Below are 13621 nucleotides of genomic sequence, written 5' to 3' on the forward strand. Positions count from 1 at the left end.
AAATGGAAGTGATTCTCTTTTTCACCGGCTTGGTGGTAGCACTCATTGGAACTTTGGCAGGAAGCGGGGGATTGATTGGTATGCCCGTGATGCTTTTACTTGGTTTACCCATTCATACAGCCATCGCCACGGCCAAATTTTCAAATATTATGAGTTCTTTTTCAAGTTTTATTTATTTAATAAAAGATCGAAAGGTTACATGGAAAGAATGTTTACCTATTCTTCCTATTGCTCTTCTTGGCGGGTTGACCGGGGCATTTTTCTCGGATAAAATATCTCCATCTTTGCTCGAATGGATGGCCTTCTTCTTTCTGTTATTCGCCCTTTTTCTAAGTATCATAAAAGGATTCAAGCCAAAAAAGGTGAACCAGAAGCGATTTCGGGTTTATGGATTTTTGTACTTAATCAGTACGTATGACGGATTGTTCGGACCAGGACAGGCAACCATGCTCATGTACACACATCTGTTGCACGGGCTTTCCTATTTAAAATCGGTAGCTCTCACCCGCTTTCAGACTTTTGTAAGCTGCTTAGGAGCATTCACCGTCTATTTCCATAACGGCCACGTAGAATGGGGAGCTGCCATCCCTTTTGCACTGGGTGCACTAATCGGGGCTCAAGTTGCAGTAAGGGTAGCAGCCAAACTTTCTACGAAACATGTACAAATTTTATTAAACGTGCTTACTCTCATTCTTATATTACAGCTGGGGAAAAGTCTATTTCTTTAGCGATTGATCCCTGGGTAGAAATAAAATGCCGATAAAGCTAAATAGGGCGAAAAGTAAAACGACTAGATATACAGATTGCAATGAACCTGTAAGTGAATTCTGTAATAGCACGAGCATATCGGAAGACAATCGCTCCCTCTCTTGTTGATTCAAGAGCATATTCACATCATTGAGGGAATAATCATTACCGCTTTCTTCTAAGTAACTCTGCAGGCGGCTGTTCAAAATTCCTCCCAACAGCGCAGCCCCTATTGTCGTACCTAAATTCCTCATGAACATATTGGTGGCAGTCGCAATCCCTCTGACCTGCCACTCGACAGTAGACTGAATGGAAACGATAAAGGATGTAGAGCTTAGCCCCATCCCTACCCCTACAAAGAATGATCCAATTGCCGGCCATAATGGACCGTATGATGGATCCATCAAGACAAAGATCGTTCCACCTGCTATTAGTGATATCCCCCCCATCAAGGATGTTTTAAAGTAGCCGATCCTTAATAATAAGCGTCCCGCGATTGTAGCCGAAATCGGCCAGCCAATAGACATGGCCGTCAATGTAAACCCGGCCACAGTTGCACTCCTCTCCATGACACCTTGTACAAAAGCGGGGAGGAAGCTTGAGATGCCGATTAACATAACGCCTGTTGTTAGTGAAACGATATTGGCGACCAAAATGGAACGTACCTTCCATAGATTAAAAGGCATCATCGGTTGCGCCGTTTGTCGCTCGTGATAAATAAACACAACAAATCCCAAGATGAAATGGGTGATCAGAAATTTCGCCTGCCAAGAGTCCCAAGGCAGGTGTACACCTCCTTCGACCAGTAGGTACATTAAAGACGAGAGAGTTACAACTAATAGAAACGCACCGCCATAGTCGATAACCGGTTTTTTCTTTTCAATGTTCTCGTGTAAGTACAGCCACAGGCCGACAATCGATAATAAGCCGAGTGGGATATTGACCCAAAACACGTACCTCCAACTCGCATATTCAACCAACAATCCCCCAACGAGAGGTCCGCTAATGGCGGAAATCCCCCAAACGCTTGATAAATACCCTTGTATTTTGGCACGTTCCTCCTTTGAATAAATATCTCCCACAATCGTAGTGGCCATAGGCAATACCGCTCCTGCACCGAGTCCCTGGATGAATCGGAATAGAATCAATTGCTCCATCGTTTGGGCAAATCCGCATAAAGCGGACCCAACAAGAAAAATCATGATCCCGATTGAGATAATCGGTTTCCTGCCAAATAAATCAGATAGTTTACCGTAGATAAGGACGGTAATGGCATTCATTAATAGATAAGCGGAAAACACCCAACTATATAGAGAGAAGCCACCAAGATCACCCACGATGGCAGGCATGGCGGTAGAGACGATCGTTGCTTCAATGGCCCCCATGAACATAGCCAGCATCACAGCCATCAATACAAGCGGTTTTTTCGTCCTTTTGATTGAACCCAATCCTAAACTGCTCATCTTGTTCTCCTTTGTATCGTCATTAATAAACAAAATAAAGAGGATGACAATTATGCCATCCTATATGATCTTACCGTTATGTAACCGTCATGAAGGGTTTAATCCCTTTTAAACAGTTGTCGTTGAAGTTGCTTTAACACAACTCTCCTTGTCATGATCCCTTCAAAGTATCCATCATCAGAAACCACACACAAGAATGGATGATCCACTAAAAGCTCAAGTGCTTTCTTGAAATCTGTTTCTAAAGAGACGCTGGGAAATTCAGTTGTCATGACTTCCTCTACCTTCTTTGCTTCAAGTTGTTCAAACTCAAAGCGTTCAAGACCAAGAATGGAATCTGTGATTAAACTGGAACTGATTAAGCCCTGAAAACGAAATGTCGGATCAAGCACAGGGATGGCTGAGTAACCACTCTTAGTGAGTAATAGTAACGCATGTTCCAAGGAATTCCCCACTTGAACATGAGCCACCTTCTCAGAAGGAATAATGAAATCTTTAATATTCGTTTCTAATAACTCCTTGCTACTCAATGAAATCATGTATAACCCCTCATTTTAAAAAATAAGAATTTGCGTGCCAATCTATAAACAAAAGAAGCAGACACTTTCCATTTTAACATATTGGAAGAAAAATGTATGTTTTGACGATTGGCATATAGACTAAAAAAGATAACCGAATGGTTACCTTTTTAGTACATCAATCTTGTTGAGCTTCTTGTAAAAGTTCAAAAATTTCAATCGCTGTAATGTCTATGTTATCAAAAGGAAAACTGTTTCCTTTTTCATTCATGACTTCAATTTCGAATGTATCTTGTTTTGGTAAATACTTTACCTCACAAATTTTCTTTCCATTGTATTCGAAAAATCGTTGTTGAGTTTCCCCTTGTTCACCTTGTTCTTGTAATGATTTTAATCTTTGTATAATTCCAAGAAGCTGAGACATAATCGGTCTCTCCTTTCCTGTTCTAATTCTTGGTCATAGCTTTTGCATTGTACCAGATTCTATCCTGTAAAATCTAATGTTTTGTCCTTTTTCTACAGAAATTCCTTTATAATGAAAGGGTAGAAATATATTCTCCCCGAAAGGATGGATCCGATGAGTATTTATCGTATAGATTCCCGAATATCGTTAGTTGATCTAATGGATTTGTCACTACAGGAACGTACAGGAAGTTATATTATAAACGAAAAGTCCCTTACCATTATCGAAACATCTGCCAGCCCTTCTATACCTCATCTAAAAAAAGGTCTCTCTAAGTTAAACATTAATCTTGAAGATATTCAATACATAATTTTAACTCATATACATCTCGATCATGCGGGGGGTGCCGGTCTTTTCCTGAAGGAATGCCCCAATGCAAAGGTCATCGTTCACCCGAAAGGACGTCGTCACCTTTCAGACCCTACTCGCTTGATCGCTGGAGCAAGAGCGGTCTATGGAGAAAAATTCAATGATCTTTTCCACCCGATTTCGCCCATTCCCGAAGACCGGATGATTGTAATGGAGCATGAGGAGAAATTAAATCTGAGCGATAATTGTACATTGACGTTTTACCACACCCCTGGTCATGCAAATCACCATTTAAGTATCCTTGATTCTGTGTCAAATGGGATGTTCACCGGGGACACATGCGGAATCCAGTATACGGTGGGGTCAAAGCACTTCTATATCCCTTCTACTTCCCCTAATCAATTTAGCCCTGAAAACATGAAGGATTCGATACGCATGTATAAGGACCTGCAGCTCGATCGCTTATATTTTGGGCACTACGGGGTCACTGAAGAAGTATCATTTGCATTAGGGGAAGTAGAAAGCTGGCTTGATCTTTTCATGGAAAAAAGTGAGGAACAGTTCTCTTCCGAAAGAACAGGGGAAGAGAACGTAAAAGCGATATCTGCTGTACTTTTTGAACTTACAAAGGGTAAAATGGTCCAGAAAGGTGTTGATCCAGACAACCCGATTTTCAAATTAGTAACTCTGGATACGAACGTATCAGCAATGGGAATCGTAGATTATTTCTTAAGGCAAAGCAAAGGAGAAAAACCATCATGAAAAAAGTCACATTATATACTCAACCAGAATGCCCACCCTGTGAAGTGGTCAAGATGTATTTGAAAGAACACAATGTTGAATACAAAGAAATCAATATCAAAGAAGATGAACAAGCAAGAGATTACCTGGTGAAAGATCTGAAGTCTTATTCCACTCCGACAATCACTGTGGACTCTGAAGTGATTTCAGGCTTCAACCTGGAAGCCCTAACGGCAGCATTAAACAAATAAAAATTAGGTTTTTCAACATAAAAAAAGTTGGCCCATTCGCTTTCCACGGCCAACTTTTCTTGTATTATTGGGATTGAATTCCCTCTGGTAACTCGTAGGTAATGGAGGAAACCTTCCACATACCTTCTTCTTCACTTAATACGACAGCTTCTATACCTGAAACCTGGGAAACAGGACCTTCTTCCTCATCTGTTCTTTCTTCCCAGACGTACCACTTTCCATTTATGTATTTTACGTTAGTAGACTCATCATACTTAAAAAATGGAATATAGTGTGGTGCAAAGTCCGATCCAAATGTGATATAACCCCCTTGAACTTCATAAACATTTTCCTCTATGAAGCTTGCTGTTAGGTCCTTTGTGAAATACTGTGACAACTTGTCATTAATCTGTTTCTTCGATTGTGGTTTTTCACTTAATGATACTTGGGTACGGAAGGCATCTTCCACAAGAGTTAATGCATTATCTTCAGTAAATTCTGATGCCTGGGTTTGACTGACTTGCCCACATGCCGCTGTAACGAGCCCTACAATAAGTAATAATAGCCATAATTTTTTCATTTCCATTTGCTTTCCCTCCCTTAGAAAACTAGTTGAAATTATTGTAGCAATGGAAAATTGTCGATTGGTTATCATTTGTTCGTTAAATCCTAACAAGGACTGACATATATTTTGGTTTGGTTGTAAAATTCCCCCTATTATTGACAGGTAAACACGAAAATCAATGGTACATTTAACCAAAAAGGGTGCCGCATGATTTCATGCGGCACCCTTTTGATTATGATAAATAGCGAATGGACCAATATATTATAAACAATGTAATGAGAATGGTGGCAATTAAGATAGACAAGAATATGGGATTTCGAATAAAAGGATGTTCCTTCACGACATCCGGTATATCTGTATCATATTCACCCTTCAGCCGCTTTTCCTGTCCAGCCAGTTTAAAGGTATACACCAACGAATAACCTGCTATCCCTATAACAATCAGGGAAAGCACGATCATATATATACTCATCATAGCCCCTCCTTACAAAATGTCCTTAAGAATAATTTGTCCCAATAGGAAAAGGCTATACAAGAAAAGCGGAAGGGCTTAGGTAGCCTTTACACACCTCCAAAAAAGTTAATTCATAAGGAGTGGTAGGCTGAAACCGTTTCTTTCCGCTCCAGGCACTTTCTTTCCGGGGGGAGGAAGTCGAGCCTCCTCGACGTTCCGTCTGTGGGGTCTCGACCTTTCCTCTATCTCCCGCAGGAGTCAAGTGCCTTCCGCTACAATCCACTCTGTGCTTTATAATATTGATTGCCTAATAACGGATGGAAAACACAAAAAAGCCCTATTGTAGAAATGTAGAGCGCTTGTCTCTGAAAATAGTCTATCTACAAAGAAGTTTTAAAATCAGTTAGTACAGTTTATCGTTATTACCCACCATGGGGATTACTTGCCCTTTCCAATTAAAATTATAAAGCATTCAATTGGACAATTAATCAAAGGCTTTTGTGACAGCTAGATCGGTTAAATGAGAATCGTATCCTGAGTTTGACGCCAAGATGTACCCATTAGATTGGAGTCAACGGAACCTGTAACTGTCAACTAAATAGAATAAAGTGAATTAGACACCACCAAAAAAAATTTAATATTGCGGGACATAGAAAACGCGAAAAATCCCTATATTTAGAAAATTAATGAGTATATGGATTCAGTTTAAATACTTCTTTGAAATAGGTAAAAAAAATCATTTAGGATGAGGAAAAAGAATACTGAGTACTGGTTAGAATGATTTTAGACACCCTTTAGCTCTGTCACTAAAATCCTCTTCAAGATGGTGAGGGGAACTGCGGAGACTCCTGCAGAAGTACGGGCGTGCCGAGACCCCGGAAGCGAAGCTGAGGAGGCTCGGCCGAACGCTAGCTGCAAGCGGAGCAGTTCCCCTCACCATCCAGCATACACTAATTGACAGAGCCCAAGAAGATCATAAAATTATAAAAAATCTTTTCGAAAAAGCCTAATTAAAAGATCAAACCATCCTCCTCAAATAAAAATTCATACGAAAGATCCATGAATAAATATAATCCATTGCCAAATGGAAAAGAATAGGTACGGATGGATTCTCCTGAATCAATATCGCTGTAAATGTCCGATAATAATCCTTTCTTGTTGATTCTCATTCGAATGATATTTTCCAGGAAGTACGGACGCCAGCTCCAGTTCTTTCCTTTGTATCTTGGTTCTATCTTCCACTTTTGATCCGTTTTTACTACGTTACTAGTCACTTGGAAGCCATTTTCATCACAAATGTACAGCCGGAAGCATTTATCGGTAAAATACTTCCCCAACTCAAAGAGTATGCCATCGAACTCAGTACTTTGTTTTTTTATCATCAGCAGCTTTTGACTGATTTCTTTATGTAGGACGTCAGCGAATTCATACCCTGCTTCAAGATGCTTCTTCTCATATCGAATATAATCCTGACATTTTTCCTTCAATTTTTCTTTTAGGATTTCCGGTTTCAAAAATGAGCCTGAGGGGTGCTGAAGATAATATCCTTGATAATAACGACCACCGTTCAACCAGGCAAACTGCAGTTGAAAGTTGATTTCGATATTTTCAAATAAGAGGGATGCCCCAATCTTTCTCGCAAGCATTGACAAACTGTACAATATATCTTTATAGACTTTATTCCCTGCATCATTTCTCAGTTGGAATAAATCCACCTTCAATATATCAGGTGAGAATTGAGATAGCCGATCCAGCTGCCCGCTGTTTCCGCCCACGTTATCAATTGCAATTTTTATCCCATATGTTTTGTAATACAGAAGCAAATGGACAAGCTGATCGAAGTCTCCAACGAACGTTTTTTCAGACAGTTCAATTACAGTCCGGTTCAAATCCAAACCCTTTTTTTCATATTCTTGAAGTAGCTCCAAAAAGGATTCCCCGTGGTCAAGCATCAAAAGCCTCGCATCTCTGTTTAAAAAGATGTATCCCTCTTGCTCCTCACCTAAAAACTTACTCAGTGCCAGTCTGGTTACTCGTTCATCCACTTCCACTTTATATTCATCGGGTATCTCATCATCTCCAAAGAATGGGCCGAGACTCTCAATGGCCCCTTCATTGATTTCTATTCTACCTAATACTTCGTAACCGATGATTTTATGTTCATCCGCACTGAAAATCGGTTGAAAGTACGGAATCACTTTTTCTATATTTGTTAACACTTCTAATGCGTCCATGCGCACTCCCCCACCATTACTCTTTTTTTCGCATAATTATAACACAACTATACAGTGGAATCGAAAAGACATAAACAAAAAAGCTTTCCCTGCACTGCCATATAGACATATGCGGGAAAGCCATTAATCTTCCGTTCAAATTTTATCTTATATTAGAACGGAAATTGATTTAGCCATTGTCCTCCGTCCATTGTGATGCACTCTCCGTTTATATACGCTGCTTGGTCTGACGCAATGAAATAAGCAAGGCCCGCAATCTCTTCCGGTGTTCCTAATCGTTTTAACGGGACACTATCAATCGTTCTTTTCGCTGCTTCATCAGATATCCAAAGCTTCTCGGCCCCACCGGTTCTTTCGATTGGTCCTGGTGCTATGGCATTTGTACGAATGCCGTATTTATGCCCCCACTCGACGGCAAGTGTACGGGTTAACGATAAGACACCGGCTTTGGCAGCCGCAGAATGAGCCACACCTGCACCTGCATTCCAAGCGTAAGTGGCAACCATATTAATGATGGACCCCTTTTGATTGTTCTCAATCCAATAATTCCCTACAGCATGTGAACACAGGAACGTTCCATTTAGAACGATATCAATAACAGATTTCCATCCATTAGGAGTGAGCTTTTCCGCCGGGCAAATAAAATTTCCTGCTGCATTGTTTATGAGTACATCGATTTTGCCGAACTTCTCAGCCGTAAATTCAACCATGGCCTTTACGTGTTCTTGTTCCCTGACATCCATTTGAAAGACTTCAACCTTTCCATCAAGAGATGAAAACTCATCTTTCACCGATTGTAGTCGTTCTTCATTTCTCCCTGTTACGACGACGCTTGCGCCAGACTCCACAAAGTGCTTCGCCATATATTTCCCCATACCATTCGAGCCGCCTGTTACAATTACAACTTGATGTTCTCCCATATGTATCTCCCCCTTGTTTATGAATGAATGTTCACTCACAATTTTATCATATAGTGATGCACTGCAACCATTTTAATATAAAAAAAGACTGATTTTTAAGAAAATATCTTTTCCTTAAAAATCAGTCTGAAAATTCAGCTATCCGGATTATTAACAATGGTATCGTGTAATTGTGCCAACGCCTTAATAATTGTTTTATTTCTCTTATATCCTTTTGCTTCAATTGAAACATTATTATAAGAAACGACTACCTGACCTAAAGATCGAGGAGTTTTAAAGCCATAAATATATGCTTTAATCGTTCCTCTATCGGTAGGGAGAAATAGGATTTCCATACGTTTTGTCTTTTTCATAATCCCTCTCCTTTGTAAAGCTTTCGGAACTCTGATTCACACGGATTTCAATCCTTATATGCCTGTCTATGAATCTTTTACTCTCCTCACTTTAAAATAAGTCATAGGAACTACTCTGTCAAACATTTCATCGTTTTTGCCGGACGTATGTGAAAAAGAATGTAAATAAAACGCATCTTCAAGGCTACCTCAAGATGTGGGGCAAGAACGTTACATAAGAACAAATTGCTGCTGCTCGATTTCCTTAGGGCAGATCGGTTTACTAAAGAAAAAACCTTGAGCTTTTTGGCAGTTCGCCTCTTTAAGAAAGTCAACTTGTCCCTCTCTTTCCACACCCTCAGCAATCACCTCAAGACCCAGGCTATGTGCAAGATGGATGATGGTAGTCGTTATGGCAGAATCCTTCTGATTCATTCCAATCTCTTTCACAAATGATTGATCGATTTTCAATATGTCAATGGGGAATCGTTTCAAATAGTGTAGAGAGGAATATCCTGTTCCAAAATCATCCACAGAAATGTACACACCAAGATCTTTAAGCTTTCTCAGCATTTTTAATGTTTGTTGAGTGTCTTGCATGGCTCCCTCCGTAATTTCAATTTCTATGCAAGAAGCAGGAAGATTATACGTTGATAAATAGAAATCAATGGTATCTACTAATTGCTCCTGAAGAAATTGCTTGGGAGAAATGTTGATTGCCACACGTACCGACTTATATCCTTTGTTTAGCCACTTTTGCAGCTGCATACACACTTGCTCCAGTACCCATTCACCAATTTGATGAATCAAGCCTGTTTCTTCTGCCAACGGAATGAACTGTGCGGGGGATACAAACCCAAATTTACGGTTGTTCCAACGGACTAACGCTTCGAAGCTATCAATGGTACCTGTTGCTAAGTTTACCTGTGGCTGATAGTGGACGTATAGCTCCCCCTTCTCTATGGCTCTTCTCAAATGTGCTTCCATAATAATATAATTCGGAAAACTTGATTTCATATGCGTTTGGTAAAAACGATAATGCGCTCTTCCTTTTTCTTTAACTTCAAAGAGTGCTTGAGCAGCCTTTTGAATAAGTGAATTAGAATCATATCCATCTGCAGGATAACGGCTGATTCCAACCGAAGGAGAGATGTAAAATTCCTGCTCATCTATAGTGAAAGGGTCTATGAACAGTGCCAGGATTTCCTTCGCTTTCGTCTTGGTATCATCAAAACCACTATTCTTCAACAGGAAAATAAATTCATCCCCTCCTTGTCTGTATAATAAACACTCTTCGTTCGTAAGGGTTACCAAACGCTCTGTGATTTTTTTAAGAAACCGGTCTCCTCCCTTTAAACCAAGAGTATCATTTACAAATTTAAACCGATCTAGATCGAGGTATAAAAGCGAGAGCTCTATACCTCTTTCTTCCATATTATGAATGATCAAAGGCACATGATCATCCAGTGCTTTCCTGTTCCAAAGACCAGTTAATTGATCATGCAGAGCCATATAATGGATCATTTCATTCTGTTCATGATGCTTGGTTATATCCTTCACGATAATATAACAGCCGTCACACTTTTCTTTTACAACGATGGGAACCATTTTCAGCTGGGTTATTTTCTCCTCTCCGGCTTCGTTAAGAAGAATACTATAATCAATCGTAGAAGGAGTTCCCATTAGTGTTTGAATGAGTGATTCTGACAAAAGTTTCTCATTTTGAGAGTGAAATAAATCATAGATTTTCATATTTACTAAGTTTTCTTTTGAATAGCCTGTTAATGAGCAGCCTGCTCCGTTAGATTCCTTGATGAAACCTTGTCCGTCGAGAATGAATATCGCATCCAGATTATGCTCGATAATGGATTTATAGCGTTCTTTCGCTTTCACTAATTTCGTCTTCTCCAGAATCGACGAAGTTATATCCCTTGTAATGGAAACCACGTACTCTACTTTTCCATATCCATCCTTGATGGGAGTCAGTATGGATTCGTTCACAGCCTGGCTTCCATTCGTATGAAAAAAAGTATCCTGATAGGTAACGCTCTCACCCTCTTGAACAAGTTGGGTGTATTTCTCCTGTAAGTCGGTAGCCATCTCGAATGAAACCACTTCCTCCAATAGGCGCCCCATATCCTCATGCTGAATGGATGTATACCTTTTGGCTGATTCATTTATGTATAGGTACCTGAAAGAAGGTCCCTCTTCCACTTTCATAATGAAAATCATATCATGTATATGATCTAAAATCAGTTCTTTCAAAACAGTGTCAAGGACCTGTCGATCTTGTCCGTTGGTGTCTATATTAGTAGTCCAATTCATGGATTCGTCATCCTTTTAGCCTTCTGTTATTTTCCACATAATGCATCCTCCTTATATTTTACTAGTTAATCCAAGAATTTCCTACATTCTTATGAGAATATTCGTTATTTTCTTCACTTTCCATTACTTTATACCTACATTCCACTCCATTCGTCTGCCTATTATGGGTGAGACAGGCGCGCAGCTCGAATGTGAACCATACACTAATATGAATAGAGAGAGGAGGTTTATTGTATATGTATCAACACGCATATTACCCATATCACAGTAATCCGCAGTTTAGAGGAGGAAATCAGCGGTTCTTCCCATTCTTTGGCTTACCGTTTTTAGCAGGCGGGTTAGCTGGGTTGGCCATTAGCCCGTTCCTTTTCAACAGACCTTGCTATGGTCCAGCTTGCTATCCACCTTATCCGCCTTACGGAGGATATCCTTACCCAGCTTACCAACAACCCTATGGTGGAAATAATATCCAATCTTCACCGTACAATTTTACAGAGAATATTAATATATACCCCCAAAGATAAACAAAGGGCTCACCTGAAAATGTAAGTGCTACATTCTTTAGGTAGAGCCTTTTTGATATTTACCCTCTACAGCTTTTTGAAGACAGGGTACCACGTCCAATCCTCTGAAGGTAATGCTATAATTCCTCCTACTATAGAAATGGATATGTCAAAATATTACTGACTTTCAACAAGAAACTCCCCACCGTACCTTTCCAATCCCATAAAAAGGAGGTATAATGGAGATTAATACAATGGAAAGGAGCCAATAACTTGAGGAATACTAGTAAATCTACCCCTTCTTCCACATCCGTAATCACCCTCTCTCAAGCTATATTCACTGTGAATCGTCATGCGAAAACAGCAGGTAACCCAAAATACTTATATTCATTAAAAAAACGAGCCTTAATGAAAATGATTAGGGAAGGTAAGGCGAAGAAAGTTGGACTTCACTTTTCCAACAATCCAAAGAATAGTCAACAACAATCTGACGTATTGATCGATTGCGGAGATTATACCTTTCATATCCCTCCAACAAAGGAAGATTTCAAGGAATTGCCTCACCTGGGTTCACTTGATCAATCGTTAAGAAATCCTAAATGTAAAATGGGACTTCAGCAGGCTAAAGGGATTTTAGAACATTATACAGGGATGTCTGATCGTAATGAACAGCCTCGTAAACCCGGGAAGAGTAGTTATCAAAAACCTGTTTTTAAAAAGTTGGGCGATAGCTTCTTTTAATGTTCAAAGATTTTAGCAGATTAACGCATATATGTCATAAAGGGTTCAGACGAATGTCTGAACCCTTTATGATTATCCTTGACCTCATTGATTTTACAATATATGTTGATCAATTTTTATAATCAAATCAGCAATTTCGGGTTTACTGATTTGATCTTCTGCTCCGACCATCTCACCTTTATGTTTTAAATCATTTGTAATCAGTGAAGAAAAAATGATGACTGGGAGTTTGTTGAGCTTAGGATGACTTTTAATTCTTTTGGTCAAATGATGTCCATCCATTTGCGGCATTTCAATATCTGTAATGACAAGCTGAACTGACTGTTCAATATCATTGGTTCCCTCAACAAGTGATTCCAGATAATTGAAGGCATCGGCTCCATTTTCAAAAAACTCAACTTCTTCATATCCTGCTTCTCTCAACGTATCATTCAGAAGCTTACGGAGTAAAGGGGAATCCTCAGCAGCAACAATCTTCTTATTCCTTCTCTGCCTTGGTCCTAACTTCTTCACTTGCTCCACCCGGATCCCTGTTTCAGGATTGATTTCCAGCAGAATACTCTCAAAATCCAGTAACAATATCATTGATTCGTTTCGCTTGATGACCCCTATTATTCCGGAATGTACACCAGAATACATTTCTGAAGGCTTCTCTATTTGATTCCAGGAAACACGATGAATTTGAGTAACGTTATGTACATGAAAAATGACTTTCTGTTGATTAAACTCAGCAACAATGTACTTTGAAGTGGATGCCTCCCCCTCTTCCACTCCCAGTACCCTTGCCATATCGATCACTGGAAGTACCTCTCCCCTCAATTGAATGAGTCCTTTCACATGAGGGTGAGAATGGGGAATAGTGATGACAGGGGTTGGTTGGATAATCTCCTTCACTTTAATGACATTGATACCAAATTTATTGTGATGAACTTCAAATTCAACTATTTCAAGTTCATTGGTCCCGCTTTCAAGAAGAATACTGTTTGATTGATTCAATTATCTTCGTCCTTCCATAGAAACATGAGTATTTGTCTTACTCTTCTTATATCGAACAAATGAGAAACTTGTTTACAGGA

Annotated in this window: 14 protein-coding genes; 4 read left to right on the forward strand and 10 right to left on the reverse strand. The window is 39.6% G+C overall.

What is annotated here, in order from left to right; genetic code table 11:
• Positions 1–2: 2 nt before the first annotated feature.
• Complete coding sequence (locus ACQKFO_RS07625) at positions 3–728, forward strand: sulfite exporter TauE/SafE family protein (RefSeq protein ID WP_427597712.1); 726 nt, start codon at positions 3–5, stop codon at positions 726–728.
• Here the strand turns inward: ACQKFO_RS07625 and ACQKFO_RS07630 are convergent.
• From ACQKFO_RS07630 to ACQKFO_RS07640, 3 genes are all read right to left on the reverse strand, one after another.
• Positions 717–2210: an MDR family MFS transporter gene (locus ACQKFO_RS07630; RefSeq protein ID WP_427597713.1), complete on the reverse strand. Its 1494-nt coding sequence runs from the start codon at positions 2208–2210 to the stop codon at positions 717–719. The genes ACQKFO_RS07625 and ACQKFO_RS07630 overlap by 12 nt on opposite strands.
• Positions 2211–2308: 98 nt before the next feature.
• On the reverse strand, positions 2309–2749 hold the full coding sequence (cbpB, locus tag ACQKFO_RS07635; protein ID WP_148968573.1) for a cyclic-di-AMP-binding protein CbpB: 441 nt from the start codon (positions 2747–2749) through the stop codon (positions 2309–2311).
• 157 nt (positions 2750–2906) lie between these two features.
• The gene (locus tag ACQKFO_RS07640) at positions 2907–3152 is read right to left on the reverse strand and encodes a YkuJ family protein (protein ID WP_034756109.1); all 246 of its coding nucleotides are present in this window, start codon (positions 3150–3152) and stop codon (positions 2907–2909) included.
• Positions 3153–3305: 153 nt separating this feature from the next.
• Between ACQKFO_RS07640 and ACQKFO_RS07645 the strand changes: the two genes are divergently transcribed.
• Both ACQKFO_RS07645 and ACQKFO_RS07650 read left to right on the forward strand, forming a co-directional pair.
• Positions 3306–4262, forward strand: a complete 957-nt coding sequence (locus ACQKFO_RS07645; protein WP_427597714.1) for an MBL fold metallo-hydrolase — start codon at positions 3306–3308, stop codon at positions 4260–4262.
• Positions 4259–4492, forward strand: a complete 234-nt coding sequence (locus ACQKFO_RS07650; RefSeq protein ID WP_427597715.1) for a glutaredoxin domain-containing protein — start codon at positions 4259–4261, stop codon at positions 4490–4492. Before ACQKFO_RS07645 ends, ACQKFO_RS07650 begins: the two co-directional genes overlap by 4 nt.
• 64 nt (positions 4493–4556) lie before the next feature.
• Here ACQKFO_RS07650 and ACQKFO_RS07655 read toward each other — a convergent pair whose 3' ends face one another.
• The 6 genes from ACQKFO_RS07655 to ACQKFO_RS07680 form a co-directional block, all read right to left on the reverse strand.
• Complete coding sequence (locus ACQKFO_RS07655; protein WP_427597717.1) at positions 4557–5057, reverse strand: DUF3993 domain-containing protein; 501 nt, start codon at positions 5055–5057, stop codon at positions 4557–4559.
• 211 nt (positions 5058–5268) lie between these two features.
• Positions 5269–5508, reverse strand: coding sequence for a hypothetical protein (locus ACQKFO_RS07660; protein ID WP_427597719.1), 240 nt, complete (start codon positions 5506–5508; stop codon positions 5269–5271).
• A 992-nt stretch (positions 5509–6500) separates the two neighbouring features.
• Positions 6501–7724, reverse strand: a complete 1224-nt coding sequence (locus tag ACQKFO_RS07665; RefSeq protein WP_427597720.1) for an EAL-associated domain-containing protein — start codon at positions 7722–7724, stop codon at positions 6501–6503.
• Between the two features lie 152 nt (positions 7725–7876).
• Positions 7877–8644 carry a 2,4-dienoyl-CoA reductase gene (gene fadH / locus ACQKFO_RS07670; RefSeq protein ID WP_427597721.1) on the reverse strand — a complete coding sequence of 256 codons (768 nt, stop codon included), beginning with the start codon at positions 8642–8644 and terminating at the stop codon, positions 7877–7879.
• A gap of 134 nt (positions 8645–8778) precedes the next feature.
• The gene (locus ACQKFO_RS07675) at positions 8779–8997 is read right to left on the reverse strand and encodes a hypothetical protein (RefSeq protein ID WP_427597723.1); all 219 of its coding nucleotides are present in this window, start codon (positions 8995–8997) and stop codon (positions 8779–8781) included.
• A 210-nt stretch (positions 8998–9207) separates the two neighbouring features.
• Positions 9208–11301, reverse strand: a complete 2094-nt coding sequence (locus tag ACQKFO_RS07680) for a sensor domain-containing protein (protein ID WP_427597724.1) — start codon at positions 11299–11301, stop codon at positions 9208–9210.
• Between the two features lie 776 nt (positions 11302–12077).
• Between ACQKFO_RS07680 and ACQKFO_RS07685 the strand changes: the two genes are divergently transcribed.
• The gene (locus ACQKFO_RS07685; RefSeq protein ID WP_148993476.1) at positions 12078–12545 is read left to right on the forward strand and encodes a YkyB family protein; all 468 of its coding nucleotides are present in this window, start codon (positions 12078–12080) and stop codon (positions 12543–12545) included.
• Positions 12546–12638: 93 nt separating this feature from the next.
• Here the strand turns inward: ACQKFO_RS07685 and ACQKFO_RS07690 are convergent, their stop codons facing one another.
• A complete protein-coding gene (locus ACQKFO_RS07690) occupies positions 12639–13541 on the reverse strand; it encodes a chemotaxis protein (protein WP_427597726.1) in 903 nt (300 codons plus the stop codon).
• Positions 13542–13621 lie beyond the last annotated feature (80 nt).

The sequence above is a fragment of the Rossellomorea sp. NPDC071047 genome, from assembly GCF_050270195.1.
In the GTDB taxonomy this organism is placed as follows: domain Bacteria; phylum Bacillota; class Bacilli; order Bacillales; family Bacillaceae_B; genus Rossellomorea.